Below are 26,336 nucleotides of genomic sequence, written 5' to 3'. Positions count from 1 at the left end.
CCGATGGATCCACCGGGCGGGGCTCGCAGCGGCGGCCATCAGCGTGGGCTGCCTGCTGGCGGTGGCACTGCACTGGAACGGCCCGTGGCCCTGGCTGGGGCTGGCGGCGGCCTGCGTGGCGCTGCTGCTGTGGCCGCTGCGGGCGCAGCGGCACGGCGCGCACCGGGCAGCCCAGGCCGAGGGCGAACAGCGCCTGCGCCAGCTGCAGCAGGAGCTGGACCGCCTGCAGCGCCTTCACGACCAGCAGGGACAACTGGAGCAGCAGCTGCTGCTGGCCAAACAGGCCGCCGAAGCGGCGGTGCTGGCCAAGGGCGAATTCCTGGCCACCATGAGCCACGAGATCCGCACCCCGCTCAACGGCATCATCCCGATGCTGGACCTGATCGGGCGTGGCAGCCTGGAACCGGACCAGCGGCAGATGCTCGGCACGGCAGTCACCAGCTCGCAGCAACTGCTGCGCATCGTCGATGACATCCTCGACCACTCGCGGCTGGAAGCCAATGCGCTGGTGCTGGAGACCACCACCTTCAACCTGCGCGAACTGCTGGAAGGCGTGGTGCAACTGATGCAGCGTGCGGCCGAAGCGAAGGGCCTGCGCATCGTGCTGGAGCTGGATCCTGCGGTGCGGCTGTCGGTGCGCGGCGACCCGGTACGGCTGCGCCAGGTACTCAGCAACCTGCTGGCCAATGCGATCAAGTTCACGGCCCGCGGCCAGGTAACGTTGAAGGTCCGCCGGTTGGGTGAAACCCCGTTCCGGCACGAGCTGCGTTTCGAAGTGCTGGACACCGGCATCGGCATCGACCAGGAACAGCAGTCACGCCTGTTCCAGTCCTTCAGCCAGGCCGACGCCTCGACCACGCGGGTCTACGGCGGCACCGGCCTGGGGCTGGCGATCTGCCGCCGCATCATCGAGCTGATGCAGGGGCAGATCGGCGTGCATTCCACGCCCGGGCAGGGCGCCCTGTTCTGGTTCGAGATTCCCCTGCTGAAGGCACTGGGCGATACCCGCAGCGGGCACGGTCCGGAACTCGGCAACCTGCTGCTGCTCAGCAATGATCCGCTGCTGCAGCAGCGCGTGCATCGCGTCGGTGCGCAGCATGGCCTGCAGGTACAGGCGGTGCAGACGCTGGCCGTGGCGCTGGAAGCGGTCCGCGCGACCAGCCGGGCACTGGCGTGGCTGGTGGTCGATGGCCGCCTGCTGCGCAACGGCGATGCCTCCGTGCAGCGGGCCCTGGCCGAGCGCGGCGCGGAGGCCCCGCAGGTGCTCTGGCTGCACCTGGGCAACGCACCGGCGCGCAATGGCCAGCACTGGGTGGACGAACTGGCGGCCGACGCGGCGCTGCACGCGGTGCTGGTGCCGCTGGCCACGCGCTCGGCGCGCCCTGCCGCGCTGCTGGGCGATGCGACCTTGGCCCCCACCGCAGCCAAGGCACAGGACAGGCTGGACCTGCGCGTGCTGCTGGTGGAAGACAACATGGTCAACCTGATGGTGGCCGAGCGCGTTCTGGAAGTCATGGGCTGCACGGTGCGCACCGCCCACGATGGCGAACAGGCGCTGGGCGAGCTGCAGGCGGGCGGCATCGACGTGGTGCTGATGGATTGCCAGATGCCGGTGCTGGATGGCTACGCGGCCACCCGCCAGTGGCGCGCGCAGGAAGCGGTCTCCACGCGTCCCCGGGTGCCGATCATCGCCATGACCGCCAACGCCATGGCCGGTGACCGCGAGCGCTGCCTGCACGCCGGAATGGATGACTACCTGTCCAAACCGGTGGAGCTTTCGGTGCTGCGCAGCATGCTGAAGCGCTGGACGCTGGGCGCGCAGGACATCGGCAGCACGCAGGCGCACCACCAGGTGGTGGCAGCGGACGAAGATGCGGCGTCTTCGCAGTCCGCGCTGGACCCGACCGTGCTGGATGAACTGCACGAGGTGATCGGGGCAAGCACGCAGGCGATCATCGATGCGTTCCTGCACGACACACCGATCGCGGTGCAGCAGCTGCAGGCGGCGGCGCAGGAAGGCGACCAGGACCGGCTGCGCGCGCTGGCACACAGCCTGAAGTCATCCAGCGCGAATGTCGGGGCGATGGCCTTGTCGACCGCCGCACGGCGCATCGAACTGGAAGCGCGCAATGGCACGCTGGAGGTGCCGACGGTCGCCGCCGCGCGGGTGGTGGCGGAATTCGCGCGCGCGCGCATGGCGCTGGCCGGCTGGCAGCCCCGGTAATACCGGGCCGTAGTGCCGACCCGGGTCGGCACCCATGACCCCCGCTCAGTCTTCCAGCTTGCTCAGCAGATACTTCGGCTCGCCGAGGCGCCCGATCAGTTCCAGCTGGGTTTCCAGCCAGTCGATGTGCTCTTCTTCGGAATCCAGGATCTTCGTGAACAGCTGGCGGCTGACGTAGTCGCCAACCGAATCGGCATGGGCAACCGCTTCGCGCAGCACGTCCACGGCCTCGCTCTCGAGCGCCAGGTCGCACTGCAGGATTTCCGTCGGATTCTCGCCGATGCGCAGCTTGCCCAGCGCCTGGAAGTTCGGCAGTCCTTCAAGGAACAGGATGCGATCAGACAGCATGTCGGCATGCTTCATCTCTTCGATCGATTCCTTGTACTCGTGCTCGGCGAGTTCCTTGATGCCCCAGTTCTTCAGCATCTTGGCGTGCAGGAAGTACTGGTTGATCGCAGTCAGTTCGTTGTACAGCACCTTGTTGAGGTACTGGATGACTTTGGCGTCGCCTTTCATGGGGGGTGCTCCTGCACGCTGAAAACGCAGGCACTGTAGCGGCTTTACGCCGGCCATGAAGGAACGCGAATCGTGCTCAGTTGCGCGTTGCCGCGCGCGTGGTCAGGCCGCCTGCAGGCCGCCGAGAACCGGCAGCGGCAGATCGTGGGTGTTGCGTGCCTTGGCCAGCAGGTCGGCCGCCATGTCCAGGCAGGACCCGCAGGTGGCGCCACATCCGGTGCGCATCGTCAGTTCGGCCACCGTCATGCAGCCATCCACCGCGGCTTCGCGGATCTGGTGGTCGGTGACTCCGTTGCAGATACAGACGTACACGGTGGCGGTCAGGTCTGGCAGGCCGATGCTGGCCTGCCGATATTCCACTTCAAACGCGAATGGTTGTCAATTAACAACCTGAATCATTCTCGATGAAGTTCAGCCTCAAGCGATCGTCAGGTTGGATCGCCCTGCACTTTCTTGGGCCAGTAACCCCGCTTGGTCGGACGTTTGCGCGGCCGATCATGACCGGCCGCATGGCCTGGCATCCAGGCTTCCTGCGCCCCCGTCGGCATCTGCGTCACGCCGGCGCCGGCGACGCCCCGCGCCATCGGTGCGAGGTGACGCAACGCACGCGCGTACACGCCGCGCTTGAACATCACCACGTGCTCGACCGGATACCAGAAATCCACCCAGCGCCAGTTGTCGAACTCCGGCGTGTCGGTCAAGTCCAGCTGCACATGCGACTCATCACCGGTCAGGCGCAGCAGAAACCAGACCTGCTTCTGGCCGATGCACACCTGTCGCTCATTGCGGCGGATCGCGCGCGCAGGGAGCTTGTAACGCAGCCAACCGGGGGTAGCACCGAGCACTTCAACGTGTTCGGGCAGCAGGCCGGTCTCTTCCTGCAGTTCACGATACATGGCCTCGACGGGCGTCTCATCGGTGTTCATGCCGCCCTGTGGGAACTGCCAGCCGTCCCGGCGCACTCTACGTGCCCAGAACACCTGACCGTCCTGGCGCATCAACACGATGCCGACGTTCGGTCGATAGCCGTCCGGATCGATCACGATGCGGACTCCTAGAAATCTACTGACAGGGACTATCCCATGCCGTCTGTCGGCCCACAAGCAGCACACAAAACTATTGACATGTTTCGTACACATGCCCAGAATAGCCGGCTCACCCAAGGCTATGTAGCTCAGCCGGTTAGAGCACAGCACTCATAATGCTGGGGTCGGTGGTTCGAGTCCACCCATAGCCACCATGTCGAGGTTGGTTTTCGACTTGGAAAGTGAGACAATTGCTTCACCTATTTTGCCCCGTCGCCAAGCGGTAAGGCACCTGACTCTGACTCAGGCATTCGGTGGTTCGAATCCATCCGGGGCAGCCAAATAAATGACAAAAGGCCTGATCGAAAGATCAGGCCTTTTGTCATTTATTTGGTCGCGCATTCCACCTCATCCCCCCGCCTGTCGGCGCGCCCCCTTGAACAGCAAGGGGGCTCCACTCCAGTGAAAATTCTGCGCCCTTGGGGAACAGGCCACATTGCCCTGAATCCCCCATTGCACGTCTGGAGAAAAGCCCCCCCCCCTTCTTGTTGAAGGGGGGCGCGCCAACGGCGCGGGGTCAAGGAAAAATGCGCACCGACTGCGCCCAGCGGAACAAAAAAAAGCCCGGCGAAAGCCGGGCTTTTCTTGTTCTGCTGGCGCGGTGGATCAGCGCTTGGAGAACTGCGTAGCGCGACGTGCCTTGTGCAGGCCGACCTTCTTACGCTCGACTTCACGGGCGTCACGGGTCATGAAGCCAGCCTTGCGCAGCTCGGACTTCAGGGTTTCGTCGTACTCGACCAGCGCGCGGGCGATGCCCAGGCGGATCGCACCGGCCTGGCCGGTGGTGCCGCCGCCAGCGGCGGTGACCAGGATGTCGAAGCTTTCGGTGTTCTTGGTCAGCTCGAGCGGCTGGCGCACGATCATGCGCGCAGTCTCACGACCGAAGAACTCGTCCAGCGGACGACCATTGACGGTGATCTTGCCAGAGCCCTTGCGCAGGAACACGCGGGCAGTGGAGGACTTGCGGCGGCCAGTGCCGTAGTTTTGAGTGATAGCCATGATTAGATATCCAGAACCTGCGGCTGCTGTGCGGCGTGCGGATGCTCAGTGCCTGCGTAGACCTTGAGCTTGCGGTACATCTGGCGACCCAGCGGACCCTTCGGCAGCATGCCCTTCACGGCGATCTCGATCACGCGCTCCGGGTGGCGCTCAAGCGCCTGGGCCAGGGATTCGGTCTTCAGGTTGCCGATGTAACCGGTGAAACGGTGATACATCTTGTCCTGCAGCTTCTTGCCGGTGACGACAATCTTTTCTGCATTGATGACGACCAGGTAGTCGCCGGTATCAACGTGCGGGGTGTAGACCGGCTTGTGCTTGCCACGCAGACGGCGGGCCAGCTCGGTGCAGAGACGGCCCAGGGTCTTGCCCTCGGCGTCAACGAGGTACCAGTCGCGCTGGACGGTCTCGTTCTTAGCGGTGAAAGTGCTCATGAAGAACTCTATGTAGGTCGTCGGGCTCATTGCGGCCAGGAGGGCCGGAACTCTGCCACGCGTTGTGAAGGTGAAACGCAAGAGGCGGGATTTTACCCAGCTTCGCCCCGGAGCGCAAGTTCACCCCCGCCATGGGTTGGCAGGCGCGCGACGGGCGGCGAGAATCAGGGCTCCCCTGACGTCACCGGCCCCACCATGAGCGCGCTCCGCCAGACCACCCCGCTGGACCACCTGCTGACCGAGGCACAGCGTGCGTTGGACACGGTGTTCGGCAATCCGCCGGCAGAACGCCCCTACCCCGCCACCGACGCCGCCGAACCCGGCATGAGCCGTGGCGAACGGCGGCACGCCGCCGGCCTGATGCGGATCAACCATGTCGGCGAGGTCTGCGCGCAGGGACTGTACTTCGGCCAGGCGGCGGTGGCGCAGGATCCAGCCACCCGCGCGCACCTGCTGGAGGCGGCGCAGGAAGAAACCGACCACCTGGCCTGGTGTGCGATCCGGCTGGGAGAGCTGGACAGCCGCCCCAGCCGCTTCAATCCGGTCTGGTACGCCGGCAGCTATGCGATCGGCACGCTGGCCGGGCTGCGCGGTGACGGCTGGAACCTCGGCTTCGTGGTGGAAACCGAACGCCAGGTGGAAGCCCATCTTGACGAGCACCTCGAGACGCTGCCGCCAGCCGACCTGCGCAGCCGTGCGGTGATCAAGGTGATGAAGGAAGACGAAGCGCGGCATGCCGAGCACGCCGAACAGGCCGGTGCGCGCCGCCTGCCGTTCCCGATTCCCGGCGCGATGGCGCTGGCATCAAAGGTGATGAAGACCATCGCGTACCGGTTCTGAGGGACCGCCGGGCGTGGCTGTGTCGGTCAGGGCGTGGACACCAGCTTCAGGCCGATCACCCCGGCCACGATCAGTGCCACGCACCCCAGCCGGGCCGGCGAGGCGCTGTCGTTGAACAGGAAGATGCCCAGCACCGCCACGCCCAGCGCGCCGATGCCGGTCCAGATGGCGTAGGCCGTACCCACCGGGATCGTCTTCATCGCCTGGCTCATCAGGTACAGGCTGATCAGGGCCGCTCCCACGGTGGCCGCGGTCGGCAGGGGCTTGCTGAAGCCATCGGAATATTTCATGCCGATGGCAAAGCCGATTTCAAAAATGCCCGCCAGCAGCAGATAGATCCAAGGCATGGGGGACTCCTCAACTTTTTAAACGGAAACAAAACGGCCCAGTGTCTTCACACCGGGCCGTGGGTCGGTCAACTGCCGTGAAACCCTGATCTGCGCAGATCGGGGTTCCACGGGGCGGGACGTCCCGCCTTCATAAGCATGGCCCCGGAGGACCCTGCCGGTATTACTCGGACAGGTTGCGCCCGTGGAACAGCTCTTCGATCTCACGACGCAGCAGCGCCTCGATCTTCATGCGTTCCTTGAAGGAAAGGTTCTTGGCCTTCTCTTCGAACAGGTACTGGTCCAGATCGAAATCCTTCAGGTGCATCTTCGTGTGGAAGATGTTTTCCTGGTAGACGTTGACGTCGAACATCTCGTAACGCGACTTGATGTTCTTGGCCAGGAAGTTCTGGATCGAGTTGATCTTGTGGTCGATGTAGTGCTTCTTGCCCTTCACGTCGCGGGTGAAGCCACGGACGCGGTAATCCATGATCACGATGTCCGATTCCAGACTCTCGATCAGGTAGTTCAGCGCCTTCAGCGGCGAAATGACGCCGCAGGTAGCCACGTCGATGTCGGCGCGGAAGGTGGCGATGCCTTCCTGCGGGTGCGTTTCCGGATAGGTGTGCACGGTGATGTGCGACTTGTCCATGTGCGCGACCACGGCATCGGAGATCAGCTCCTTGCCGGCCTGCTTCTTGTCGATCACCGGTTCTTCGGAGATCAGGATCGTCACCGACGCACCCTGCGGATCGTAATCCTGGCGCGCGATGTTGAGGATGTTCGCACCGATGATCTCGGCGACGTCCGTGAGAATCTGAGTCAGCCTGTCGGCGTTGTACTCTTCATCGATGTAGTCGATGTAGCGCTGACGCTCCTCTTCGGTGCGGGCGTAACAGACGTCATAGATGTTGAAGCTCAGCGCCTTGGTGAGGTTGTTGAAACCTTGCAACCTCAGGCGAGGCAACGGCTTGACCACGGGCGGCGATCCTGTAAGAGCGGGGAAAGGATCAATTATGAGGCAATTGTTCCCCGAGGGGGGACCTGAACGGGCTGCCGTGAACAGCTAATTGTTTGCTCTTAACATTTCAGCTCCGCTAAGCTGCTCGCCACCCCGTGAATCCGTTCATGCGCAGAGGGAGCGCCACCATCGTGTCAACCGTGCGCCTTGCTACCAGTCCTTTGGCTTTGGACATCGCTACCATCGACCGCTTCCTGGCCCACAGCCATCGGCGCCGCTACCCTGCCCGAACCGATGTGTTCCGCCCCGGTGACCCGGCCGGGACCCTGTACTACGTGATCAGTGGATCGGTTTCCATAATTGCTGAAGAGGACGAGGAGCGCGAGCTGGTGCTCGGCTACTTCGGCACCGGCGAGTTCGTGGGGGAGATGGGCCTGTTCGTGGAGTCGGACCGCCGCGAGGTCATCCTGCGCACCCGTACCGCCTGCGAGCTGGCCGAAATCAGCTACGAACGCCTGCACCAGCTGTTCCTGGGGCCGCTGTCCAGCGACGCCCCGCGCCTGCTGTATGCGCTGGGCCAGCAGATCTCCAAGCGTCTGCTGGATACCAGCCGCAAGGCCAGCCGCCTGGCCTTCCTGGACGTCACCGACCGGATCGTGCGCACCCTGCATGACCTGGCCGAAGAGCCGGAAGCGATGACCCACCCGCAGGGCAGCCAGTTGCGGGTATCGCGGCAGGAGCTGGCCCGGCTGGTCGGCTGCTCGCGCGAGATGGCCGGCCGGGTGCTGAAGAAGCTGCAGGTGGACGGCCTGCTGCATGCCCGCGGCAAGACCGTGGTGCTGTACGGCACGCGCTGAGGGTCGCCCGACCCGTACCGCGGCCCTGATGGGTGCCGCTCACCTGTTGGGTGCTGCTCCCCTGGCGGGTGACGATGCCCCTGGTGGGTGACGACCGTTGGTCGTCACTGCGTCGCGCCCGCCATCACCTGCCGGTGCACGGCAGCCCTGCAGGATGATGAGATGGAGCTGAGCAGCGAATTCTGGTGGTTCATCCTGATCGGCCTGGGCGCGCAGCTGGTCGACGGCGCGCTGGGCATGGCGTTCGGCCTGGTGTCGTCCTCGGTCATGCTCAGCATGGGCCTGCCGCCGGCACAGGTGAGCGCCAGCGTGCACACCGCCGAGGTATTCACCACCGGCGCCTCCGGCGTGTCCCATCTGGTGGCGGGCAACGTGGACCGTCGCCTGTTCGTGCGTCTCGCCATCCCTGGCGCGATCGGCGGGGCGATCGGCGCGTACGGCCTTACCCAGCTGCCCGGGGACGTCATCCGGCCATTGATCTATTTGTACCTGCTGGTGCTTGCCATCGTCATCCTGTTGCGTGCGGCAGGGCGGCTGATGCCCAAGGGCGACATCAAGCGCGTGCCGCTGCTGGGCGCCGTCGCCGGCTTCCTGGATGCCACCGGCGGCGGTGGCTGGGGGCCGGTGGCCACCTCCACGCTGCTGGCGCGTGGCGGGCAGGCGCGGACCACCATCGGCACGGTCAATGCGGCAGAGTTCGTGGTGACGCTGACGGTCTCGGCGACGTTCCTGCTGTCGATGGGGCTGCACCACCTGCAGATCGTCGCCGGCCTGCTGATCGGCGGCATGATGGCCGCGCCGTTGGCGGCGGTGCTGGTGAAGCGGGTCAAGGAACGCTGGGTGCTGGTAGCGGTAGGCGTGCTGGTGCTGGCGATCAGCCTGTACCAGATCGGTCACACGGTGTTCGGCCTGCTGGGGCGGTAGCGGCTGACGGCCAGCGGCCGTCACTACCGGGTGCGGTGGCCGTCACCACCGGGTGCGGTGGCCGTCACTGCCCTCAGGGCGTGTCGCCACCGCGGTCCAGGCAGCCCCAGTTGAGGATGCGCGTGCCTTCCGGAAGGACGCGACGGAAGAAGTCCACGCTGCCGCGCTTGGGATTGACCACCACCGGTGCCTTTGCCGCGACCAGCAGCGGCAGGTCGGCGGTGCTGTCGGAGTAGGCCACGTCGATGTTGCCGTAGCCGCGCTCGCGCAGCATGCGCATCTTCTCTTCGTTGTGGCAGTGGCGGGTGGCGCCAACCGCACCGAAACGCGGCCCCACTTCGCTGCCGATCACCGGCACGTCCACGTGCGCGACAAAGGCCAGGATCGCCCTTGCGAGCTCCGGCGGCGCACCGGTGGCCACCACCACGCGGTCGCCGTTGGCACGGTGCGCTGCGAACACCTCCAGCGCCTGCGGCAGCAGTTTCGCGCGGAGTGTCGGTTCGTGCTTCAGCACATAGGCATCGATGACGCGGTTGAACTCGCGCGCGCGGTGCATGCCGAAGGTGGCGATCCACACGTAGATCGAGATGCCGGCGCGCCGTGTAGGCAGCATCGCCACCAGCGGGCCCGCGATAGGCGTGACCAGCAGCGCGGCCAGCAACCGCAGCGGATTGCGCTTGATCAGGGTGGCAAACAGATGGCTGCCGGAATCGCCGTCATACAGGGTGTGGTCGAAATCGAACACCACCAGCGGCGCACTGTCCTGCGGGGTTGGATAGATCGTGCTCATGCAGCGAAGAATAGCTGACGCAGGCCCTCGCCTGGTTCCTCCACGCGCATGAAGGCTTCACCCACCAGGAAGGCGTTGACCCCCGCATCACGCATCAGGCCGACGTCCTGCGGTCCCAGGATGCCGCTTTCGGTCACCAGCAGGCGATCCTTCGGCACCGCGTTGCGCATGTCCAGCGTAGTCTGCAGCGATACCTCGAAGGTACGCAGGTTGCGGTTGTTGATGCCGATCATCGGCGCCGGCACCTGCAGCGCGCGCTCCAGTTCATCGATGTCGTGCACTTCCACCAGCACATCCATGCCCAGGCTGATCGCCAGCTCGGACAGCGCGGCCAGCTGGGCATCTTCCAGCGCGGCCACGATCAGCAGGATGCAGTCCGCCCCCAGCACGCGCGCTTCGACCACCTGGTAGGGATCGACCACGAAGTCCTTGCGCAGCACCGGCAGCGTGCAGGCCTCGCGTGCCTGCTGCAGGTAGGCATCGCTGCCCTGGAAGAAATCCACGTCGGTCAGCACGGACAGGCAGCTGGCGCCGCCGAACTCATAGCTGACCGCGATATCGGCCGGATGGAAGTCCGGACGGATCACGCCCTTGGACGGACTGGCCTTCTTGACCTCGGCGATGACCGCCGGGTCGCCGTTGGCGATCGCCGCCTGCAGCGCACGCACGAACCCGCGCACCGGTGGCGCATCGGCCAGCCGGGCCTGCAGCTGTTCCAGCGGCACGGCGGCGCGGCGCTGGGCCACTTCTTCGGCCTTGCGGGCCAGGATGGTCTGCAGGATGTCGCTCATGGTGCTCACAGAAAAAAGGGAATGGAGGGGATCAGGTCATGCACCGCCGCGCGCCTAGCCTGCCAGCACGTGGGTGATGTCCACGTACTGTTGCAGCCGGGCGCGGGCACTGCCATCGGCAATCGCCGCGCGCGCACGCGCCAGGCCATCGCCGATGTCGCTGGCCACGTCGGCCACGTACAGGGCGGCGCCCGCATTCAGCGCCACGATATCCAGCGCCGGGCCCGGCTCGTTGTCGAGCACGGCGCGCAGCATGGCGATGGACTGTTCGGGCCCGTCCACGCGCAGGTTGCGGCTGGCCGACATGGCGATGCCGAAGTCTTCCGGATGGATCTCGTACTCGCGGACCTTGCCATCGCGCAGCTCGCCAACCAGCGTGCCGGCGCCGAGCGATATCTCGTCCATGTTGTCGCGGCCCCACACCACCATCGCGCGCTGGGTGTCCAGTTCGCGCAGCACGCGCGCCTGGATGCCGACCAGGTCCGGGTGGAACACGCCCATCAGCACCGACGGTGCACTGGCCGGGTTGGTCAGCGGGCCGAGGATGTTGAAGATGGTACGTACCCCCATCTCGCGCCGCACCGGCGCCACGACCTTCATTGCCGGGTGGTGGATCGGGGCGAACATGAAGCCCACGCCGGTCTGTTCGATGGCCTGCGCCACCTGCGCCGGCTGCAGTTCGATCACCGCGCCCAGTGCTTCCACCGCATCGGCACTGCCGGACTTGGAGGACACGCTGCGGTTGCCATGCTTGGCCACGCGCGCACCGGCAGCGGCGGCCACGAACATCGAACAGGTGGAGATGTTGAAGGTGTGCGAGCCATCGCCGCCGGTGCCGACGATGTCGACCATGTGGCGGGTATCGGCCACCGGCACCGGCAGCGCGAACTCACGCATCACGGTCGCGGCGGCGGCGATCTCGTCGACGGTTTCCTTCTTCACCCGCAGCCCGGTCAGGATCGCGGCGGTCATCATCGGCGACACATCGCCGCGCATGATCTGCCGCATCAGGTCGACCATCTCCTCGAAGAAGATTTCGCGGTGTTCGATGGTGCGTTGCAGGGCTTCTTGGGGGGAGAAGCGCATCGATGGACTCCTGGGTTCGGCGTGCAGCTCAGCGCTGCAGGAAGTTGCGCAGCAGCGCGTGGCCGTGCTCGGTAAGGATGGATTCGGGATGGAACTGCACGCCTTCGACCGGGTGCTCACGATGGCGCAGGCCCATGATCTCTTCCACGGAACCGTCCTCGTTCTCGGTCCAGGCGGTGACTTCCAGGCACGCCGGCAGGCGCGTCTTGTCCACCACCAGCGAGTGGTAGCGCGTGGCCTGGTAGCGATCCGGCAGGCCGGCGAACACGCCCTTGCCTTCATGGCGGATCGGGGAGGTCTTGCCATGCATGATGTTGCCCGCGCGGATCACCGTGCCGCCGTACACCTGGCCGATGCCCTGGTGGCCCAGGCAGACACCGAGGATCGGCGTGGTCGGGCCGAGCCGCTGGATCAGCTCCAGCGAAATGCCCGCCTCGTTCGGCGTGCACGGACCGGGCGAAATCACGATGCGTCCGGGCTTCTGCGCGGCGATCTCATCGACCGTCATCGCATCGTTGCGCACCACCTTGACCTCGGCACCCAGCGTCTGCAGGTACTGCACGAGGTTGTAGGTGAAGCTGTCGTAGTTGTCGATCATCCACAACATGGATCAGGTTCCAGGCTTCGTAGGGAGACAGGCGCGCACGCGGGCGCGCCAGCGGAATGGCGCGCGTTACAGGCCCTTGGCGGCCTGGGCGACCGCGCGGAACAGCGCGCGGCCCTTGTTCATCGTCTCGTCCCATTCCTTCTGCGGGTCCGAGTCGTAGACGATGCCGGCGCCGGCCTGTACGTGCAGGCGACCGTCCTTGATCACCGCGGTGCGGATCGCGATGGCGGTGTCCGCATCGCCGTGCCAGCCGATGTAGCCGATGCTGCCGGCGTAGACGTTGCGCTTGATCGGCTCCAGCTCGCGGATCACTTCCAGCGCGCGGATCTTCGGCGCGCCACTGACCGTGCCGGCCGGGAACGTGGCGCGCAGCACGTCGGCGTAGCTCAGGCCCGGCTGCAGCTGCCCGGTCACCTCGCTGACGATGTGCATCACGTGGCTGTAGCGCTCGATCACGAACTGCTCGCCGACCTCCACCGTGCCCGCGCGGGAGACCCGGCCGGCATCGTTGCGGCCCAGGTCGATCAGCATCAGGTGTTCGGCGCGCTCCTTCGGATCGGCCAGCAGTTCGGCTTCCAGCGCGTTGTCCTCTTCCACCGTGGCGCCACGCGGACGGGTGCCGGCGATCGGCCGCACGGTGACATGGCCCACGCCGTCGGCATCATGCTGCAGGCGTACCAGGATCTCCGGCGACGAGCCCACCACCTGCATGTCACCGACATCCAGGAAATACATGTACGGCGAAGGGTTGAGCGCCCGCAGCGCGCGGTACACATCCACCGGCCGCGCCTTGAACGGCACGCTCAGGCGCTGGCTCAGCACCACCTGGAAGATGTCGCCGGAACGGATGTAGTCCTTGCTGCGCTCCACCGCGTCGATGAAGCCTTCGCGGGTGAAGCCGGAGATGAAGTCGCCCTCGTCCAGCACGTCGCTGTGCAGCGGCGCGGGATAGCCGGCGCCGGGGGCGCGCAGCTTGCCGGCCAGCGCGTCCAGCCGCGCCTGCGCCTCGTCCCAGGCACCGGGCTGGCGCGGGTCGGCATGCACGATCAGGTACAGCCGGCCCTTCAGGTTGTCGAACACCGCCAGCTCTTCGGAATGCATCAGCAGGATGTCCGGCGTACCCAGCTCATCGCGCCCGGCCGGCGGCGCCAGGCGCGGTTCGATGTAGCCGATGCACTCGAAGCCGAACCAGCCGACCAGGCCGCCGGTGAATCCGGGCAGTCCGTCCAGCTTGGGCACCGAATGCGCGCTGCGCAGGGCCTCGACTTCGGCGAAGGGGTCGGCCACGTCGCGGGTTTCCACGACCTGGCCGTGCTCGGCGATGGTCAGGGTGTGCCCACGGAAGGTGTACACACGGCGCGCCGGCAGGCCGATGATGGAATAGCGCCCGAAGCGCTCACCGCCTTCGACCGATTCGAACAGATAGGTGTGCGGCCCGTCGGCCAGCTTCAGGTAGACCGAGAGCGGGGTGTCCAGGTCGGACAGCACTTCACGGACGACGGGGATGCGGGTGTGGCCTTCAGCGGCCTGCTGCTGGAACTGGGCGGGGGTGTTCAACACGACTTTCCTTCCGGGATACGGCGTTTTCTGGGCGGACGACGGCTACGGGCCACCATCGCCAGCTACGGCGTGCGGAAGAAACGGATCGCGGGGTCGTCAGGATGGACACCCGGCGACTTTAGCGCAGGTTCCGGCCAGGCGGAAGCCTGATGCCCGGACTGCTCGATGCAGCCCGGGGCGCTTCAGCCCCTGATCAGCGCTGGAAGGGTTGCGCATTCACCGGCTCACCCTTCCTGCTGCACATGGGCGCATTGGTCATTCCCATGCTCAGCAGGTTGCCGCCATTGATGACGCAGGTGTACTCCCTGCCCCCGGCCGCCTTCAGGTTCGCATAGGTGTTGGTGCCGTCCACGCGCTTGCTGACCAGCGTCAACTGCGAGGGCTCCAGGCCCAGCACGCCGGCCGAAGACGAGATGATCTTCGTATCGCTCAGCACGTTGGTCTTGGCGGCGATGGCGGAGCAACCCGCGAGGCCCAGTGCACATGACACGGCGATGGCGGCGGCGATTTTCATTGAGGTATCTCCTGGTGGGCGGAACAGCTCCCTGACGCACGACTGCGTCGGGCCAAGGATGCTGGGCCGCACGCAGGCAGCACGCCATCGCCGTCGCACCATACTGCGCTGGCCGTCTCACTGAGTGCCTCGTTAAGCGCTTTGAACGTCGCCCAAGGCGGCGCCACGCGGGCCGGTAACGACGCCCGCGCAGGCTCAGTGGGACAGCAGCGGGCACGCCGCAGGCAGATGCATGCGCACGCGGCGTGGCACGCATTCGATGCGGAAGTGCCGTGCTTCCACCGGCTCACCGTCCAGGTTGAGGGTCAGCGGCTTTTCGGCGCGGATCTCCACGCGGGTCAAGCGGGTGCGGGTGGCAACGCGCTCAAGCGCGGCTTCCTTGCCCCCGGTCACCAGCTGGCCAAGCATCGCGCCGACTTCGCCGGTCAGTTCCGGAATGATGGTGACGTCCAGCTGGCCATCGTCAATGACCGCCTGCGGGCACAGCGCCTGGCCACCACCGGCCTGGCGGCCGTTGCCGATGCCCAGTGCGATGAAGCCGCCTTCCCAGTCGAAGCCGGGGCCGTGCACGCGCGCCAGGATCGGCTCGATCCGGCCCAGCTTGGAGATGCCGGTCAGCACGTAGGCCAGGCCACCCAGCACCTTCTTCAGGCCTTCATCGGTTTCCACCGTCACCTGCGTGCCGAAGCCACCGCTGGCGACGTTGGCGCACCACCAGACCTTGCCATCGGCGTCGATGCGCAGCAGGTCGATGGCGCGGGGTGCCTGCGCGGTGATCAAGTCCAGCACCTCGGCGGGGCTCTCCGGGAAACCGGCGGCGGTGGCGAAATCGTTGGCCGTGCCCAGTGGCAGCAGGGCCAGCGAAGGCAGCGCATCGGCCGGTTCTTCCCTATGCGCCAGGGTCTCGGCGACCGCGCTCAAGGTGCCATCCCCACCGCCGGCGATGATCACCTCCACGCCGTTGTCGATGGCCTCGGCGACATAGCGCTCGGCATCCCCGCTTTCCCAGGTGACCCGCACTTCCAGATCGATCCCGCGCTCGCGCCAGGCCTTGACCGCCTCGCGCACATCGACGTCCCCGGCCGATTTTCCGTTCAGGATCAGGCGCCAGCGGGCAAGGCTCATGGGGGGTTCCGGGGGTGGGGGCGGCACAGGCTAGCAGTCGCGCGTTCTTTGCCGGTGAATGTCATCGGCCTGTCACCGATGCCCCGGAACATGGAAGGCCATAGCAGGGAAGACGGATGGAGGCAGGATCAGCCTCCGATTGTTTCAGCAGGGCCACGCCGGCAGCGGCGTGGCCTTTTTTTTCAGGACGCGGCGAAGTCGGCCAGGGCCTCGCCCTGCAGTCGGTAGACGGTCCATTCGTCCTGCGGCCTGGCGCCGGCGGCGACGTAGAAATCGATCGCAGGCTGGTTCCAGTCCAGCACCGACCATTCGAAACGCCCGCAGCCCTCGGCCACGGCCTGCCGGGCGATGTGCTTCAGCAACGCCTTGCCGGCACCGGATCCGCGCTTTTCCGGGCTGATGTACAGGTCTTCCAGGTAGATGCCCTTGCGGCCCAGCCAGGTGGAGTAGTTGTAGAAGTACACCGCGAAGCCGATCGCTTCGCCGTCGGCTTCGCAGACCAGCGCCTGCGCGCTGGCGTCAGGCCCGAACAGGCTGGCCGCGATCCCCGCCTCGTCGGTCTGCACCGACGATTCGGCCTTCTCATAGATCGCCAGTTCGCGGATGAAGCGCAGGATCAGACCTGCATCAGCAACAGTGGCCGGACGGATGTTCATGGGCAGAAAAGGGGACGGAGGGAATTAAACGAGTTTAATTCCCTCCGTCCCCTTTTTTCTCAGCGGGCGGCGGCGACGTTGGCGCGCATCGCGCTGATCACCTGCTGGTAATCCGGCGCGTTGAAGATCGCCGAGCCGGCCACGAAGGCATCGGCACCGGCCGCGGCGATCGCACCGATGTTGTCGGCCTTCACCCCGCCGTCGATCTCCAGGCGGATGTCCTTGCCGCTGGCATCGATCTTCTGCCGCACCACTTTCAGCTTGTCCAGCGCCGACGGAATGAAGGCCTGGCCGCCGAAACCCGGGTTCACCGACATCAGCAGCACCAGGTCCAGGTCGTCCAGCACCCAGTCCAGGATATCCACCGGCGTGCCGGGATTGAGCACCAGGCCCGGCTTGCAGCTCAGCGAGCGGATCAGCTGGATGGTGCGGTGCGGGTGGCGGCTGGCCTCGGGGTGGAAGCTGATGTAGGTCGCGCCGGCCTCGGCGAAGTCCGGGATGATCCGGTCCACCGGCTCCACCATCAGGTGCACGTCGATCGGTGCGGTGACGCCATGCTTGCGCAGCGCCTGGCAGACCAGCGGGCCGATGGTCAGGTTGGGCACGTAATGGTTGTCCATCACATCGAAGTGGACCCAGTCCGCGCCGGCGGCGAGGACGTTGTCGACTTCTTCGCCGAGGCGGGCGAAGTCGGCCGACAGGATGGACGGGGCAATGATGCAATTGGACATGGCCAGGGCCTTCGGAGCAGGAAGAAAAAGGGTCAGGACTCAGCGCTTGCGCAGGGTCTTGATGCGGTCGTAGGCGGCATTCACGCGGCGGCTCTTGGCCTCGGCCTGCTTGAGCAGTTCCGGCGCGGCGCCGACCAGCTTGTCGGGGTGGTACTGCGACATCAGCCGGCGGTAGGCCAGGTCGATCTCCGCCTCCGTTGCTGAAGACGTCAGTCCCAGCTCGCGATACGGGTTTTCCTTGTTCAGGCGGAACCAGTCGGCGTCGAACGCGTGGCCGATCAGCAGGCCCAGCACCGCGCCAAACAAGGGATTGGGCCGGAACAGCAGGGCCCCGGCGATGAAACCCAGCAGTTTTCCGTACCAGCGCATGGCGCTCCGGGCAGATTTGGCCAATTGGCTTTCCATTTTACGTCACAGCCGCCCCGGACGGCTTTACACTAGGCCGCCCGCTGGCCGGCGGGCCCTCCGGGTCCCTGGGCAGCTCGTATCGACGAAGCCCCCAGGAGTGCCCGTGCCGACCACGTTGTTGCAATCCGATCTTCCCGGCCTGCCCTTGCGCCATCGCGGCAAGGTGCGTGACGTTTTCGATATTCCGCGCGAGCGCCTGCCCGAAGGCACGCCGCCGGGGGACTACCTGCTGATGGTAGCCACTGATCGCCTGTCGGCCTTCGACGTGGTGCTGCCCGACCCGATCCCGGGCAAGGGCGAAATGCTCTGCCAGGTGTCCAATTTCTGGTTCGCCAAGACCGCGCACCTGATGCCCAACCACCTGACCGGCATCGACGTGGCCAGCGTGCTGCCCGAAGGCGTGGACGCGGCGCTGTACGCCAAGCGCGCGGTGGTCACCCGGAAACTCAAGCCGGTGCCGGTGGAAGCGATCGCCCGCGGCTACCTGATCGGCAGCGGCTGGAAGGACTACCAGCGCACCGGCAAGGTCAGCGGCATTGAACTGCCCGACGGCCTGCGCCAGGCCGAAAAGCTGCCCGAGCCGATCTTCACCCCGTCCACCAAGGCCGCCGTCGGCGACCACGACGAGAACATCGACTTCGATGCGATGGTCAAGGCGGTCGGCGTGGACCTGGCCGAGCGCGTGCGCGATGCGACCCTGCGCATCTACGCCTTCGCCGCCGATTACGCGCGTGAGCGCGGCATCATCCTGGCCGACACCAAGTTCGAGTTCGGCACCGATGAAGACGGCCGCCTGTACATCATGGATGAGATGCTGACCCCGGATTCTTCGCGCTACTGGCCGGCCGACGAGTACGAAGTGGGCACCAGCCCGCCGAGCTACGACAAGCAGTTCGTCCGCGATTACCTGGAAACGCTGGACTGGGGCAAGACCGCACCGGGCCCGTCCATTCCGGCGGAAGTGATCGAGCGCACGCGTGCCAAGTACGCCGAGGCCCTGCAGCGACTGGCCGGCATCAGCGTCGATTGAGGGGGCGGCGGGCGCTGCCCGCCCTCCTCTGGAAAGCTCGCCGGCCACGCGCCGGCCCGATCGGAGGCACCATGTCCAGCACGTCGCTTGCCCGCCCCGTAGACCGCTATTTCGCCAGCTATTCCGACGACCACCGCAACGTCACCAACCAGCGCATCCACGTGGTCGCGGTACCGGCCATCCTGTGGTCGGTGGTGGCCCTGCTGTGGTGCCTGCCGCCGCTGATCACCTGGTTCCAGAACGGTATCTGGGCGGGCCTGGCGATGTTCGGCGCGTGGTGCTTCTACAACCGCCTGTCGCGCCCGCTGGGGCTGGGCATGCTGGCCGTGCTGTTCGTGATCGGCTGTACCTGCCGCCTGCTGGAAGCGGAGATCGGCCTGGGCAACCTGGCCCGGCTGGCCGGCGCGGTGTTCGTGCTGGCGTGGATCGCGCAGTTCTTCGGCCACAAGCTCGAAGGCCGCAAGCCCAGCTTCCTCACCGACCTCACCTACCTGCTGATCGGCCCGGCCTGGGTGCTGGCCAAGGTCTATCGTCGCCTCGAGTGGCGTTACTGACCTGTTTTACCTGAACGGGCGGGCGCGCTGTTTGCGCCGGCCGTTGCAGCCCTGCCTGGGCGCCGAATTCCGATCCAGGCGCGATCGGGGGCGCCGATCCTGCCGCACCATCCCTTTGCAGCCCCTGCCGTACGGGCACCTTGGGGCTGCACATGTCATTCGCGACAGATACGGCAAAGTGTCGTGGCCGGTCCTGGTCAAGCGCCAGCGGCAAGACCTCCAAAGGGAAAAAAATGAATCAGCACACGTTCCCTGCAGTTGGTGGCGTATTCGTGGGTATCGGCGGCAAATGCCGGCCTGTTAGACTGCATGACCTGCTCGTGAATCGCGTATTCCCTGCATGATCCCAAGCCTGATCCTGCTGCTCGCCCTGCCCTTCATCTTGGCCGTGGCGGTTGCCGCTTTCTCCCGAAGTTCCCGCAGCACGGCCGCCTGGTTGGCCGCGGCCGCGCCGTTGGCGGGCCTCACCATCCTCGCCACGCTCACCCCCGCCGTCCTGGAGGGAGAGGTGCTGCGCAGCAGTGGCCAATGGCTGCCGCAGATCGGCCTGGACTTCACCCTGCGCCTGGACGGGCTGGCCTGGATGTTTGCCGGCATGGTGCTGGGCATCGGCGCGCTGGTGGTGCTGTACGCCCACTATTACCTGAGCCCGCAGGACAACGCGCACCGCTTCTTCTGCTACCTGCTGCTGTTCATGGGGGCCATGCTCGGCATGGTGCTGTCCGGCAACCTGCTGTTGCTGATGATCTTCTGGGAGCTGACCAGCATCAGCTCGTTCCTGCTGATCGGCTTCTGGTCGCACCGCCAGGACGCGCGCGAAGGCGCCCGCATGGCGCTGGTCATCACCGGTGGTGGTGGCCTGGCACTGCTCGGCGGGGTGCTGCTGATCGGCCGCATCGTGGGCAGCTTCGACCTGGACGTGGTGCTGGCCGCCGGCGACCAGATCCGCGCCAGCGCGCTGTATCCGTATGCGCTGTTCCTGGTGCTGGCCGGCATCTTCACCAAGAGCGCGCAGTTCCCGTTCCACTTCTGGCTGCCACAGGCCATGGCCGCGCCCACCCCGGTGTCGGCCTACCTGCATTCGGCCACCATGGTGAAGGCCGGTGTGTTCCTGCTGGCACGCCTGCACCCGGCGCTTGCAGGCACCGACCTGTTCTTCTATACGGTCAGCGGCATCGGTGCGCTGACCCTGCTGATCGGCGCCTGGAACGCGATCTTCCAGCACGACCTGAAAGGCCTGCTGGCGTACTCCACGATCTCCCACCTGGGCCTGATCACCATGCTGTTCGGGCTGTCCAAGCCGATGGCGGTGGTGGCCGGTGTGTTCCATATCCTCAACCACGCCACGTTCAAGGCCTCGTTGTTCATGGCGGCGGGCATCATCGACCATGAAACCGGCACGCGTGACATGCGCAAGCTGGGCGGCCTGCGCCGGCTGATGCCGTTCACCAGTGCGCTGGCGATCATCGCTTCGCTGGCGATGGCCGGCATCCCGCTGCTCAATGGCTTCCTGTCCAAGGAAATGCTGTTCGCCGAGGCGCTCGATGCGGGCGGTCCCGAGCTGATGCAGATGGCGATGTCGATCGCCGCATTGCTGGCCGGTGTCTTCGGCGTGGCCTACAGCCTGCGCTTCGTGCACGACACCTTCTTCGGCAAGGGTCCGCACGACCTGGACCGGGTGCCGCATGAACCCCCGCGCTGGATGAAGGTGCCGGTGGAGATCCTGGTGGTGATCTGCGTGGCGGTGGGCATCGCCCCGGCGCTGACCATCGCCCCGGTGCTGCATGCCGGTGCGGCATCCATCCTCGGTGCGCAGATGCCCGAATACAGCCTGTCGATCTGGCACGGCTTCAACCTGCCGCTGGCGATGAGCGCGGCCGGGGTGCTCGGCGGCATCGCGCTGTACTTCGGCCTGCGCCGGCTGATCGACCTGTATGCCGTGCGCAACACCACGCCGGGCCGCGATGCGTTCCATCGCCAGCTCGACCTGCTGTCGGCGCTCGCCAACCGGCTGACCGCCGCGATCGCCAACGGCAGCCTGCAGCGCATGCTGCTGGGGCTGGTGGTGGTGGCCGTGGTGGCCGGTGCGGCGCCCTGGCTGGCCGCGCCGAGCTGGCCGAACTGGCCCTCACCGCAGCCGATGCCGCTGCTGGGCTGGGCGTTGTGGGCGGTGATGATGGCCTGTGCCATGGCCACCCTGCGCATGTACAAACAGCGCCTGCTGGCGGTGCTGCTGGTGGGCGGGGTCGGCCTGATGGTGGCGATGACCTTCGTGTTCCTGTCCGCGCCGGACCTGGCGCTGACCCAGCTGCTGGTGGAAATGGTCACCCTGGTGCTGATGCTGCTGGGCATGAACTATCTGCCCGCCCAGTCGGTGACCGAGCGTTCCACGCTGCGCAAATACCGTGATGCCGGCATCGCGCTGGTGGCCGGCGTGGGCCTGGCCGCGTTGGCCTATACCGCGATGACCCTGCCCCCGAACACGATGGCCGGCGAGATGCTTGCCCGCTCCCTGCCGGAGGCTTATGGCAGCAATGTGGTCAACGTCATCCTGGTCGACTTCCGTGGCTTCGACACCTTCGGCGAGATCACCGTGTTCGGCATTGCCGCCCTGGTGGTGCATGCCATGCTGCGGCGTTCGCGGATGGCGCCGGAGCAGATCATGCCGGGCCCGCCGATCAAGCTGCCGGTACCGGCCGACCTGGCCCAGATCATGTTCCCGCTCACCCTGACCGTGTCGATCTTCATGTTCCTGCGCGGCCATAACTCGCCCGGCGGTGGCTTCATCGCCGGCCTGATCCTGGCCGTGCCGCTGCTGATCCAGTACGTGATCCAGGGCACCGCCTCGGTCGAGTCGCGCTTCGGGTTCGATTACGTCCGCTGCATCGGCATCGGCCTGCTGATCGCGGTGGCCAGTGGCTCGGCGTCGATGCTGTTCGGCGTGCCGTTCCTGACCAGCGGCCACCTGGACCTGCACCTGCCGGTCATCGGCGATGTGCCGCTGGCCAGTGCGATCGGCTTCGATACCGGCGTCTACCTGGTGGTGTTCGGCGGGGCGATGCTGATGCTGTCGATGATGGGCACGATCAAGCCGTCGCGGACCCGCACCGCGCGCCGCGGCGAGATCGATCCGCAGAAGCGTTCGGCACTGACCGGGGAGATGCACTGATGGAACTGGCCATTGCAAGCGCCATCGGCGTGCTGACCATGCTCGGCGTGTACCTGCTGCTGCGCGCACGCAGCTTCGACGTCATCCTCGGCATGACCTTCCTGTCCTATGCCACCAACCTGCTCATCTTTGCCGGTGGGCGACTGGTCGCCGGCCGCCCGCCCGTGCTGAAGGAAGGCCTGGACGCGAACCTCGGCAACTACACCGATCCGCTGCCGCAGGCGCTGGTGCTGACCGCCATCGTGATCGCCTTCGCGATGACTGCGGTCACCATCGTGCTGGCCATCCGCAGCCGCAGCGACAACCACAGTGACCACGTCGACGCGCACGAGCCGGACGAGGATGCCCCGCCGCGTCGTGACGAGGACCACGCATGAACCACCTGGTGATCCTGCCGATCCTGGTCCCGCTGCTCGGCGCATCGCTGTCGCTGTTCGTGGAACACCGCCGTTACGGCCCGCGCGTGCAGCGCGCGGTGGCCTGGACGGCGCTGGCCGCGCTGTTGGCATCGGTCGTCCTGCTGTTCGCCCGCACCGCCGATGGCGCGGCGATGGTGTACCTGCTGGGCGACTGGCCGGCGCGGCTGGGCATCGCGCTGGTGGCCGACCGGCTGTCGGCCTGGATGCTGCTGACCACCGTACTGCTGGCGATCGGCTGCCTGATGCACGCCTGCTCGGGCTGGGACCGGCGCGCTCCGCATTTCCATGCGTTGTTCCAGTTCCAGCTGGTCGGCCTCAACGGCGCGTTCCTGACCGGCGACATCTTCAACCTGTTCGTGTTCTTCGAAGTGATGCTGATCGCTTCGTATGGCCTGCTGCTCAGCGGTGGGCGCGGCCTGCGCATGCGCATCGGCCTGCATTACGTGGTGTTCAACGTAACGGCCTCGACCCTGTTCCTGATCGCGCTGGGCCTGCTGTACGCCTCGCTGGGGTCGTTGAACATGGCCGAGCTGTCGCAGCGCATCGCCGAAGTGCCGCCCTCGCACCTGGTGCTGGTGAAGGCCACCATGGGCCTGCTGTTGCTGGTGTTCTGCGCCAAGGCGGCGCTGATGCCGCTGTACCTGTGGCTGCCCGAGTCGTATGCGCGCGCGCCGGCCGCGGTGGCCGCGCTGTTCGCGATCATGACCAAGGTCGGCCTGTACGCGGTACTGCGCGTGCAGACCCTGTGGTTCGGCGACGAGGCCGGTGCCATGGCCGGCTACGGCCGCGACTGGCTGCTGTGGGCCGGCATCGCCACCCTGGTGCTGGGCGGACTCGGCGTGCTCGCCGCGGTACGCCTGCGCGTGCTGATCTCCTACCTGGTGGTGGTCTCGGCCGCCACGCTGTTCATCGCGTTTTCGGTGGGCAACCAACAGGTGCTGGCCGCTGGCCTGTACTACCTGCCGCACAGCACCTTCGTCGCCGCGGCGCTGTTCCTGATCGCCGACCTGATCCGCCGCCGCCGTGGCGGCGCCAGCGACCGCAAGGAAATCATCGCGCCGATGCCCGGCAAGGAAACGCCGGCGGTGCTGTTCCTGATCGCCGCCATTTCTATCGCCGGCCTGCCGCCGCTGTCCGGGTTCCTGGCCAAGGCCGCGCTGCTGCAGGGCATGCCGCCGTGGCTGACCGCGCCGGTGTGGGCCGCCGTGCTGGGCAGCAGCCTGCTGGTCATCATGGGCCTGGCCCGTGCCGGCATCCGCCTGTTCTGGCGCGTACCGCCGGTCGACCCGGACGCGCCCAGGCCGCGCAAGGCGCCGACCCGCCGCATCGAACTGCTCGCCGCCTGCCTGCTGCTGCTCTACGGCATCGGCATGACGGTGTTCGCAGCGCCGCTGATGCGCCACGCCGATGCCATCGCCAGTGATCTGCTGCAGCCTTCCGGTTATGTCGACCAGGTGCGCGGCGAGCAGCCGGAGATCCGTCACCCATGAACCACAAACGCCCCCTGCTGCGCCGGATCTTCCCGTCGTTGCCGCTCACCATCATGGTCATCGTGTTCTGGCTGCTGATGTCGGACAGCTTCAGCGTGGGCCTGCTCGCGCTGGGCCTGCTGCTGGGCCTGGTGGTGCCGCTGTTCGCCGCGCGGCTGGACCGCGAGTTCGCCCGCATCGGGACGCTGCGGCCGGTGCCGAAACTGCTGGTGACCACGCTGTGGGACATCCTGGTGTCCAACATCGAAGTGGCCGGCCAGGTACTGGGCAAGGAAAGCAGGATCCATCCGGGCTTCGTCTGGATTCCGCTGGACATCGCCAACGTGCATGGCATCGCCGCGCTGACCAGCATGATCACCCTGACCCCCGGCACCGTGTCGGCCGCGCTGAGCGACGACCGCAAATACCTGCTGGTGCACGTGCTGAACCTGGACGATGAGCAGCACCTGATCACCGAGATCAAACGCCGTTACGAGGCCCCGCTGATGGAGATCTTCCCATGACCGGATTCGATGTCATCCAGAACACCTTGGTGGTGTGCATGCACGTGGTCGGGCTTGCGATGCTGCTGGCGACCTGGCGCCTGCTGCGCGGACCCACCGTGCCCGACCGCATCCTCGCCCTGGACACGCTGTCGGTGACCGCCATCGCGCAGCTGATGCTGTTCGGCATGTACCTCAATTCGGCAATCTACTTCGAAGCCGCGCTGATCATCGCGATGCTCGGGTTTGGCAGCACCGTGGTGCTGAGCAAGTTCGTGCTGCGCCGGGATATCGTCGAATGATCACCGTCATCCAGATCGTGCTGTCGGTGGTGCTGCTGTTCGGCTGCTTCTTCATCCTGGTCGGTGCCTTGGGCCTGGTGAAGCTGTCCACGTTCTTCAAGCGCCTGCACGCCCCGACCAAGGCCAGCACGCTGGGCGTGGGCTGCGTGCTTGTGTCCTCGGTGGCGTACCACATCTTCCTGGGCCAGGACCCGCAGCCGCGCGAACTGCTGATCACCATCTTCCTGTTCATCACCGCGCCGATCAGCGCCCACCTGATGGCGAAGGCAGCGCTGTCGCTGCTGATGGAAACCCGCCCCAGCCTGCCCGGCAACGAACGCGCCGAAGAAGAGCAGCTGCCGCCGCCGGAGCCGGTACGCGAGCAGCAGCTGGAAGGCACCGACGAAACCTTTACCGCCAACGACAGCAAGCAGTAGCAGGCCGTTCAGGGCCGACGTCGGTCGGCCATCATCCGGTTCAGGCCACCAGCAGCGCCAGCTCCAGGCCCACCCACGCCACGAAGGCGCCGAGCAGCACACCGCCTTCGGCGCGGCTGATGCGCAGGTCGCAGCGCAGCATCGGGTACAGCACCAGCGCGAAGGCCAGCACCGCCGGCAGCTCCAGGCGCACGAACGACGCCGGCAGGGCCAGCGGCTGCACGACCGCCATCACGCCGATCACCAGCAGCAGGTTGACCACGCTGGAGCCCAGCACGTGGCCGACCACCATGTCGCCCTGACCGCGTCGTGCCGCCATCACCGCGGCGGCGATTTCAGGCAGCGCGGTACCGATGGCCACCGGCAGCAGACCGACCAGCAGCGGCGTCCAGCCGAGCGCAGCGCCGACGTCCGCGGCAGCCGCCACGACCAGCCGGGCGCCCCAGTACAAGGTCAGCGCGGCGATCGCCATGCGCACCAGGTTCAAGGTCAGTCCCGGCCGTGACACGGCGGCATCGGCAATCAGCGTCCTTACCTCCGGTGCCTCGTGGCGGCCACGGCGCAGCAGCAGCACGAAGAACAGCACGAAGGCCGCCAGCAGCACGCCGCCTTCCCAGCGCAGCAGCTGCCCATCCAGGCCGAACACGATCAGCAGCAGCGCCGCCGCCAGTACGCCGAACCAAGCCACCACGACCACCCGCGCGCGCAGCAGCAGCGGCACGGCCAGTGCGGCCAGGGCGAGGGTCAGGCCGAGGTTGGCCAGCGTGCTGCCCACCACGTTGCCAAGCGCCAGTTCCGGCTGCCCGACCGCCAGCGCACGCGCATTGACCGCCAGCTCCGGCACTGAGGTCGCCACGCCCAGCAGCAACAGACCGGCGGTGAAGGGCGATGCACCGAAGCGCTGAGCCAATCCCGAAGCGGCCTTGACGACGGTGTCGCCGCCAAGGCCCAGCAGGATGATGCCGAGCACGAACCAGGCGATGGCGAGGGCGATCATCAGGCAGTCCTTGAGCGGGAGTCACGGCGATTCTACGGTGGATCCC

At 66.5% G+C, this 26,336-nt stretch carries 30 protein-coding genes and 2 tRNA genes; 14 read left to right on the top strand and 18 right to left on the bottom strand.

The features are described 5' to 3' along the window. The first annotated feature begins 43 nt into the window (after window positions 1-43). Entirely contained in the window at window positions 44-2,224 is a 2,181-nt protein-coding gene (locus RTX79_RS17085; RefSeq protein ID WP_312684980.1) for an ATP-binding protein, read from the top strand. A 45-nt stretch (window positions 2,225-2,269) separates the two neighbouring features. Here the strand turns inward: RTX79_RS17085 and bfr are convergent, their stop codons facing one another. The 3 genes from bfr to RTX79_RS17070 form a co-directional block, all read right to left on the bottom strand. Continuing rightward, window positions 2,270-2,740, bottom strand: a complete 471-nt coding sequence (gene bfr / locus RTX79_RS17080; RefSeq protein ID WP_057509117.1) for a bacterioferritin — start codon at window positions 2,738-2,740, stop codon at window positions 2,270-2,272. A gap of 102 nt (window positions 2,741-2,842) precedes the next feature. Further along, window positions 2,843-3,052: a (2Fe-2S)-binding protein gene (locus tag RTX79_RS17075; RefSeq protein WP_057509120.1), complete on the bottom strand. Its 210-nt coding sequence runs from the start codon at window positions 3,050-3,052 to the stop codon at window positions 2,843-2,845. A 116-nt stretch (window positions 3,053-3,168) separates the two neighbouring features. Then, entirely contained in the window at window positions 3,169-3,783 is a 615-nt protein-coding gene (locus RTX79_RS17070; protein WP_312684978.1) for an RNA pyrophosphohydrolase, read from the bottom strand. 120 nt (window positions 3,784-3,903) lie between these two features. On the opposite strand from RTX79_RS17070, the gene RTX79_RS17065 reads away from it, so the two are divergent. After that, a tRNA-Met gene (locus RTX79_RS17065) sits at window positions 3,904-3,980 on the top strand. A 51-nt stretch (window positions 3,981-4,031) separates the two neighbouring features. Further along, a tRNA-Gln gene (locus RTX79_RS17060) sits at window positions 4,032-4,106 on the top strand. Window positions 4,107-4,431: 325 nt separating this feature from the next. On the opposite strand, the gene rpsI is transcribed toward RTX79_RS17060, so the two are convergent. Both rpsI and rplM read right to left on the bottom strand, forming a co-directional pair. Further along, window positions 4,432-4,824 carry a 30S ribosomal protein S9 gene (gene rpsI / locus RTX79_RS17055; protein WP_042614287.1) on the bottom strand — a complete coding sequence of 131 codons (393 nt, stop codon included), beginning with the start codon at window positions 4,822-4,824 and terminating at the stop codon, window positions 4,432-4,434. A gap of 2 nt (window positions 4,825-4,826) precedes the next feature. After that, a complete protein-coding gene (gene rplM, locus RTX79_RS17050) occupies window positions 4,827-5,255 on the bottom strand; it encodes a 50S ribosomal protein L13 (protein ID WP_042614286.1) in 429 nt (142 codons plus the stop codon). 195 nt (window positions 5,256-5,450) lie between these two features. Between rplM and coq7 the strand changes: the two genes are divergently transcribed. Continuing rightward, window positions 5,451-6,095 carry a 2-polyprenyl-3-methyl-6-methoxy-1,4-benzoquinone monooxygenase gene (coq7, locus tag RTX79_RS17045; RefSeq protein WP_312684975.1) on the top strand — a complete coding sequence of 215 codons (645 nt, stop codon included), beginning with the start codon at window positions 5,451-5,453 and terminating at the stop codon, window positions 6,093-6,095. A 26-nt stretch (window positions 6,096-6,121) separates the two neighbouring features. Here coq7 and RTX79_RS17040 read toward each other — a convergent pair whose 3' ends face one another. After that, entirely contained in the window at window positions 6,122-6,442 is a 321-nt protein-coding gene (locus RTX79_RS17040) for a DMT family transporter (protein WP_057509114.1), read from the bottom strand. A 163-nt stretch (window positions 6,443-6,605) separates the two neighbouring features. Further along, on the bottom strand, window positions 6,606-7,400 hold the full coding sequence (gene speD / locus RTX79_RS17035; protein ID WP_042614283.1) for an adenosylmethionine decarboxylase: 795 nt from the start codon (window positions 7,398-7,400) through the stop codon (window positions 6,606-6,608). A gap of 149 nt (window positions 7,401-7,549) precedes the next feature. Between speD and crp the strand changes: the two genes are divergently transcribed. Together crp and RTX79_RS17025 are read left to right on the top strand one after the other, a co-directional pair. Then, window positions 7,550-8,239 carry a cAMP-activated global transcriptional regulator CRP gene (crp, locus tag RTX79_RS17030; RefSeq protein ID WP_309682825.1) on the top strand — a complete coding sequence of 230 codons (690 nt, stop codon included), beginning with the start codon at window positions 7,550-7,552 and terminating at the stop codon, window positions 8,237-8,239. A gap of 162 nt (window positions 8,240-8,401) precedes the next feature. Further along, window positions 8,402-9,163, top strand: coding sequence for a sulfite exporter TauE/SafE family protein (locus RTX79_RS17025; RefSeq protein ID WP_312684971.1), 762 nt, complete (start codon window positions 8,402-8,404; stop codon window positions 9,161-9,163). 73 nt (window positions 9,164-9,236) lie between these two features. On the opposite strand, the gene RTX79_RS17020 is transcribed toward RTX79_RS17025, so the two are convergent. The 10 genes from RTX79_RS17020 to RTX79_RS16975 all read right to left on the bottom strand — a co-directional run bounded on the left by RTX79_RS17020 (window position 9,237) and on the right by RTX79_RS16975 (window position 17,392). After that, on the bottom strand, window positions 9,237-9,953 hold the full coding sequence (locus tag RTX79_RS17020) for a haloacid dehalogenase-like hydrolase (protein ID WP_312684970.1): 717 nt from the start codon (window positions 9,951-9,953) through the stop codon (window positions 9,237-9,239). Next, a complete protein-coding gene (gene trpC, locus RTX79_RS17015) occupies window positions 9,950-10,744 on the bottom strand; it encodes an indole-3-glycerol phosphate synthase TrpC (RefSeq protein ID WP_312684969.1) in 795 nt (264 codons plus the stop codon). The genes RTX79_RS17020 and trpC overlap by 4 nt, the downstream gene beginning before the upstream one ends. Before the next feature lie 54 nt (window positions 10,745-10,798). Further along, window positions 10,799-11,830 carry an anthranilate phosphoribosyltransferase gene (gene trpD, locus RTX79_RS17010; protein ID WP_123700208.1) on the bottom strand — a complete coding sequence of 344 codons (1,032 nt, stop codon included), beginning with the start codon at window positions 11,828-11,830 and terminating at the stop codon, window positions 10,799-10,801. A 28-nt stretch (window positions 11,831-11,858) separates the two neighbouring features. Continuing rightward, complete coding sequence (locus tag RTX79_RS17005; protein ID WP_057509109.1) at window positions 11,859-12,437, bottom strand: anthranilate synthase component II; 579 nt, start codon at window positions 12,435-12,437, stop codon at window positions 11,859-11,861. A 66-nt stretch (window positions 12,438-12,503) separates the two neighbouring features. Next, window positions 12,504-13,994 (bottom strand): anthranilate synthase component I, encoded by a 1,491-nt coding sequence (gene trpE / locus RTX79_RS17000; RefSeq protein ID WP_312684966.1) that lies wholly within the window; start codon window positions 13,992-13,994, stop codon window positions 12,504-12,506. 196 nt (window positions 13,995-14,190) lie between these two features. Then, window positions 14,191-14,511 (bottom strand): hypothetical protein, encoded by a 321-nt coding sequence (locus tag RTX79_RS16995; protein ID WP_309682804.1) that lies wholly within the window; start codon window positions 14,509-14,511, stop codon window positions 14,191-14,193. Window positions 14,512-14,706: 195 nt separating this feature from the next. Then, complete coding sequence (gene yegS, locus RTX79_RS16990; protein WP_312684963.1) at window positions 14,707-15,636, bottom strand: lipid kinase YegS; 930 nt, start codon at window positions 15,634-15,636, stop codon at window positions 14,707-14,709. Window positions 15,637-15,818: 182 nt separating this feature from the next. Then, window positions 15,819-16,292, bottom strand: coding sequence for a GNAT family N-acetyltransferase (locus tag RTX79_RS16985; RefSeq protein ID WP_312684961.1), 474 nt, complete (start codon window positions 16,290-16,292; stop codon window positions 15,819-15,821). Between the two features lie 59 nt (window positions 16,293-16,351). Beyond that, window positions 16,352-17,023, bottom strand: coding sequence for a ribulose-phosphate 3-epimerase (gene rpe / locus RTX79_RS16980; protein WP_312684960.1), 672 nt, complete (start codon window positions 17,021-17,023; stop codon window positions 16,352-16,354). Window positions 17,024-17,062: 39 nt separating this feature from the next. Next, window positions 17,063-17,392: a J domain-containing protein gene (locus tag RTX79_RS16975; RefSeq protein ID WP_057509103.1), complete on the bottom strand. Its 330-nt coding sequence runs from the start codon at window positions 17,390-17,392 to the stop codon at window positions 17,063-17,065. Window positions 17,393-17,534: 142 nt separating this feature from the next. On the opposite strand from RTX79_RS16975, the gene RTX79_RS16970 reads away from it, so the two are divergent. From RTX79_RS16970 to RTX79_RS16935, 8 genes are all read left to right on the top strand, one after another. Beyond that, on the top strand, window positions 17,535-18,461 hold the full coding sequence (locus tag RTX79_RS16970; protein WP_057509102.1) for a phosphoribosylaminoimidazolesuccinocarboxamide synthase: 927 nt from the start codon (window positions 17,535-17,537) through the stop codon (window positions 18,459-18,461). A gap of 71 nt (window positions 18,462-18,532) precedes the next feature. Continuing rightward, entirely contained in the window at window positions 18,533-19,015 is a 483-nt protein-coding gene (locus RTX79_RS16965) for a DUF962 domain-containing protein (protein ID WP_312684959.1), read from the top strand. 340 nt (window positions 19,016-19,355) lie between these two features. Next, window positions 19,356-22,184: a monovalent cation/H+ antiporter subunit A gene (locus tag RTX79_RS16960; protein ID WP_312684957.1), complete on the top strand. Its 2,829-nt coding sequence runs from the start codon at window positions 19,356-19,358 to the stop codon at window positions 22,182-22,184. After that, complete coding sequence (locus tag RTX79_RS16955) at window positions 22,184-22,561, top strand: Na+/H+ antiporter subunit C (protein WP_057509099.1); 378 nt, start codon at window positions 22,184-22,186, stop codon at window positions 22,559-22,561. Before RTX79_RS16960 ends, RTX79_RS16955 begins: the two co-directional genes overlap by 1 nt. Next, a complete protein-coding gene (locus RTX79_RS16950; RefSeq protein WP_312684953.1) occupies window positions 22,558-24,093 on the top strand; it encodes a monovalent cation/H+ antiporter subunit D in 1,536 nt (511 codons plus the stop codon). Before RTX79_RS16955 ends, RTX79_RS16950 begins: the two co-directional genes overlap by 4 nt. Continuing rightward, window positions 24,090-24,596, top strand: coding sequence for a Na+/H+ antiporter subunit E (locus RTX79_RS16945; protein WP_057509097.1), 507 nt, complete (start codon window positions 24,090-24,092; stop codon window positions 24,594-24,596). The genes RTX79_RS16950 and RTX79_RS16945 overlap by 4 nt, the downstream gene beginning before the upstream one ends. Further along, on the top strand, window positions 24,593-24,877 hold the full coding sequence (locus RTX79_RS16940; RefSeq protein ID WP_057509096.1) for a K+/H+ antiporter subunit F: 285 nt from the start codon (window positions 24,593-24,595) through the stop codon (window positions 24,875-24,877). Before RTX79_RS16945 ends, RTX79_RS16940 begins: the two co-directional genes overlap by 4 nt. Then, complete coding sequence (locus tag RTX79_RS16935; protein ID WP_057509095.1) at window positions 24,874-25,293, top strand: Na+/H+ antiporter subunit G; 420 nt, start codon at window positions 24,874-24,876, stop codon at window positions 25,291-25,293. Before RTX79_RS16940 ends, RTX79_RS16935 begins: the two co-directional genes overlap by 4 nt. A gap of 40 nt (window positions 25,294-25,333) precedes the next feature. On the opposite strand, the gene RTX79_RS16930 is transcribed toward RTX79_RS16935, so the two are convergent. Beyond that, window positions 25,334-26,290, bottom strand: coding sequence for a sodium:calcium antiporter (locus RTX79_RS16930; protein ID WP_312684952.1), 957 nt, complete (start codon window positions 26,288-26,290; stop codon window positions 25,334-25,336). Window positions 26,291-26,336: the final 46 nt, after the last annotated feature.

Origin of the sequence: Stenotrophomonas chelatiphaga, from assembly GCF_032054965.1 — a bacterium.
GTDB classification, from domain to species: domain Bacteria; phylum Pseudomonadota; class Gammaproteobacteria; order Xanthomonadales; family Xanthomonadaceae; genus Stenotrophomonas; species Stenotrophomonas chelatiphaga.
Note: the sequence above shows the minus strand (reverse complement) of the source record. Positions and strands in the feature narration are given on the sequence as shown.

Coding starts and splice junctions, on each gene's coding strand:
- bfr (WP_057509117.1), bottom strand. CDS start 2,740: ATGAAAGGCGACGCCAAAGTCATCCAGTACCTCAACAAGGTGCTGTAC.
- rpsI (WP_042614287.1), bottom strand. CDS start 4,824: ATGGCTATCACTCAAAACTACGGCACTGGCCGCCGCAAGTCCTCCACT.
- rplM (WP_042614286.1), bottom strand. CDS start 5,255: ATGAGCACTTTCACCGCTAAGAACGAGACCGTCCAGCGCGACTGGTAC.
- coq7 (WP_312684975.1), top strand. CDS start 5,451: ATGAGCGCGCTCCGCCAGACCACCCCGCTGGACCACCTGCTGACCGAG.
- RTX79_RS17040 (WP_057509114.1), bottom strand. CDS start 6,442: ATGCCTTGGATCTATCTGCTGCTGGCGGGCATTTTTGAAATCGGCTTT.
- crp (WP_309682825.1), top strand. CDS start 7,550: ATGCGCAGAGGGAGCGCCACCATCGTGTCAACCGTGCGCCTTGCTACC.
- RTX79_RS17025 (WP_312684971.1), top strand. CDS start 8,402: ATGGAGCTGAGCAGCGAATTCTGGTGGTTCATCCTGATCGGCCTGGGC.
- RTX79_RS17020 (WP_312684970.1), bottom strand. CDS start 9,953: ATGAGCACGATCTATCCAACCCCGCAGGACAGTGCGCCGCTGGTGGTG.
- trpC (WP_312684969.1), bottom strand. CDS start 10,744: ATGAGCGACATCCTGCAGACCATCCTGGCCCGCAAGGCCGAAGAAGTG.
- trpD (WP_123700208.1), bottom strand. CDS start 11,830: ATGCGCTTCTCCCCCCAAGAAGCCCTGCAACGCACCATCGAACACCGC.
- RTX79_RS17005 (WP_057509109.1), bottom strand. CDS start 12,437: ATGTTGTGGATGATCGACAACTACGACAGCTTCACCTACAACCTCGTG.
- RTX79_RS16995 (WP_309682804.1), bottom strand. CDS start 14,511: ATGAAAATCGCCGCCGCCATCGCCGTGTCATGTGCACTGGGCCTCGCG.
- yegS (WP_312684963.1), bottom strand. CDS start 15,636: ATGAGCCTTGCCCGCTGGCGCCTGATCCTGAACGGAAAATCGGCCGGG.
- RTX79_RS16985 (WP_312684961.1), bottom strand. CDS start 16,292: ATGAACATCCGTCCGGCCACTGTTGCTGATGCAGGTCTGATCCTGCGC.
- rpe (WP_312684960.1), bottom strand. CDS start 17,023: ATGTCCAATTGCATCATTGCCCCGTCCATCCTGTCGGCCGACTTCGCC.
- RTX79_RS16975 (WP_057509103.1), bottom strand. CDS start 17,392: ATGCGCTGGTACGGAAAACTGCTGGGTTTCATCGCCGGGGCCCTGCTG.
- RTX79_RS16965 (WP_312684959.1), top strand. CDS start 18,533: ATGTCCAGCACGTCGCTTGCCCGCCCCGTAGACCGCTATTTCGCCAGC.
- RTX79_RS16960 (WP_312684957.1), top strand. CDS start 19,356: ATGATCCCAAGCCTGATCCTGCTGCTCGCCCTGCCCTTCATCTTGGCC.
- RTX79_RS16955 (WP_057509099.1), top strand. CDS start 22,184: ATGGAACTGGCCATTGCAAGCGCCATCGGCGTGCTGACCATGCTCGGC.
- RTX79_RS16950 (WP_312684953.1), top strand. CDS start 22,558: ATGAACCACCTGGTGATCCTGCCGATCCTGGTCCCGCTGCTCGGCGCA.
- RTX79_RS16945 (WP_057509097.1), top strand. CDS start 24,090: ATGAACCACAAACGCCCCCTGCTGCGCCGGATCTTCCCGTCGTTGCCG.
- RTX79_RS16940 (WP_057509096.1), top strand. CDS start 24,593: ATGACCGGATTCGATGTCATCCAGAACACCTTGGTGGTGTGCATGCAC.
- RTX79_RS16935 (WP_057509095.1), top strand. CDS start 24,874: ATGATCACCGTCATCCAGATCGTGCTGTCGGTGGTGCTGCTGTTCGGC.
- RTX79_RS16930 (WP_312684952.1), bottom strand. CDS start 26,290: ATGATCGCCCTCGCCATCGCCTGGTTCGTGCTCGGCATCATCCTGCTG.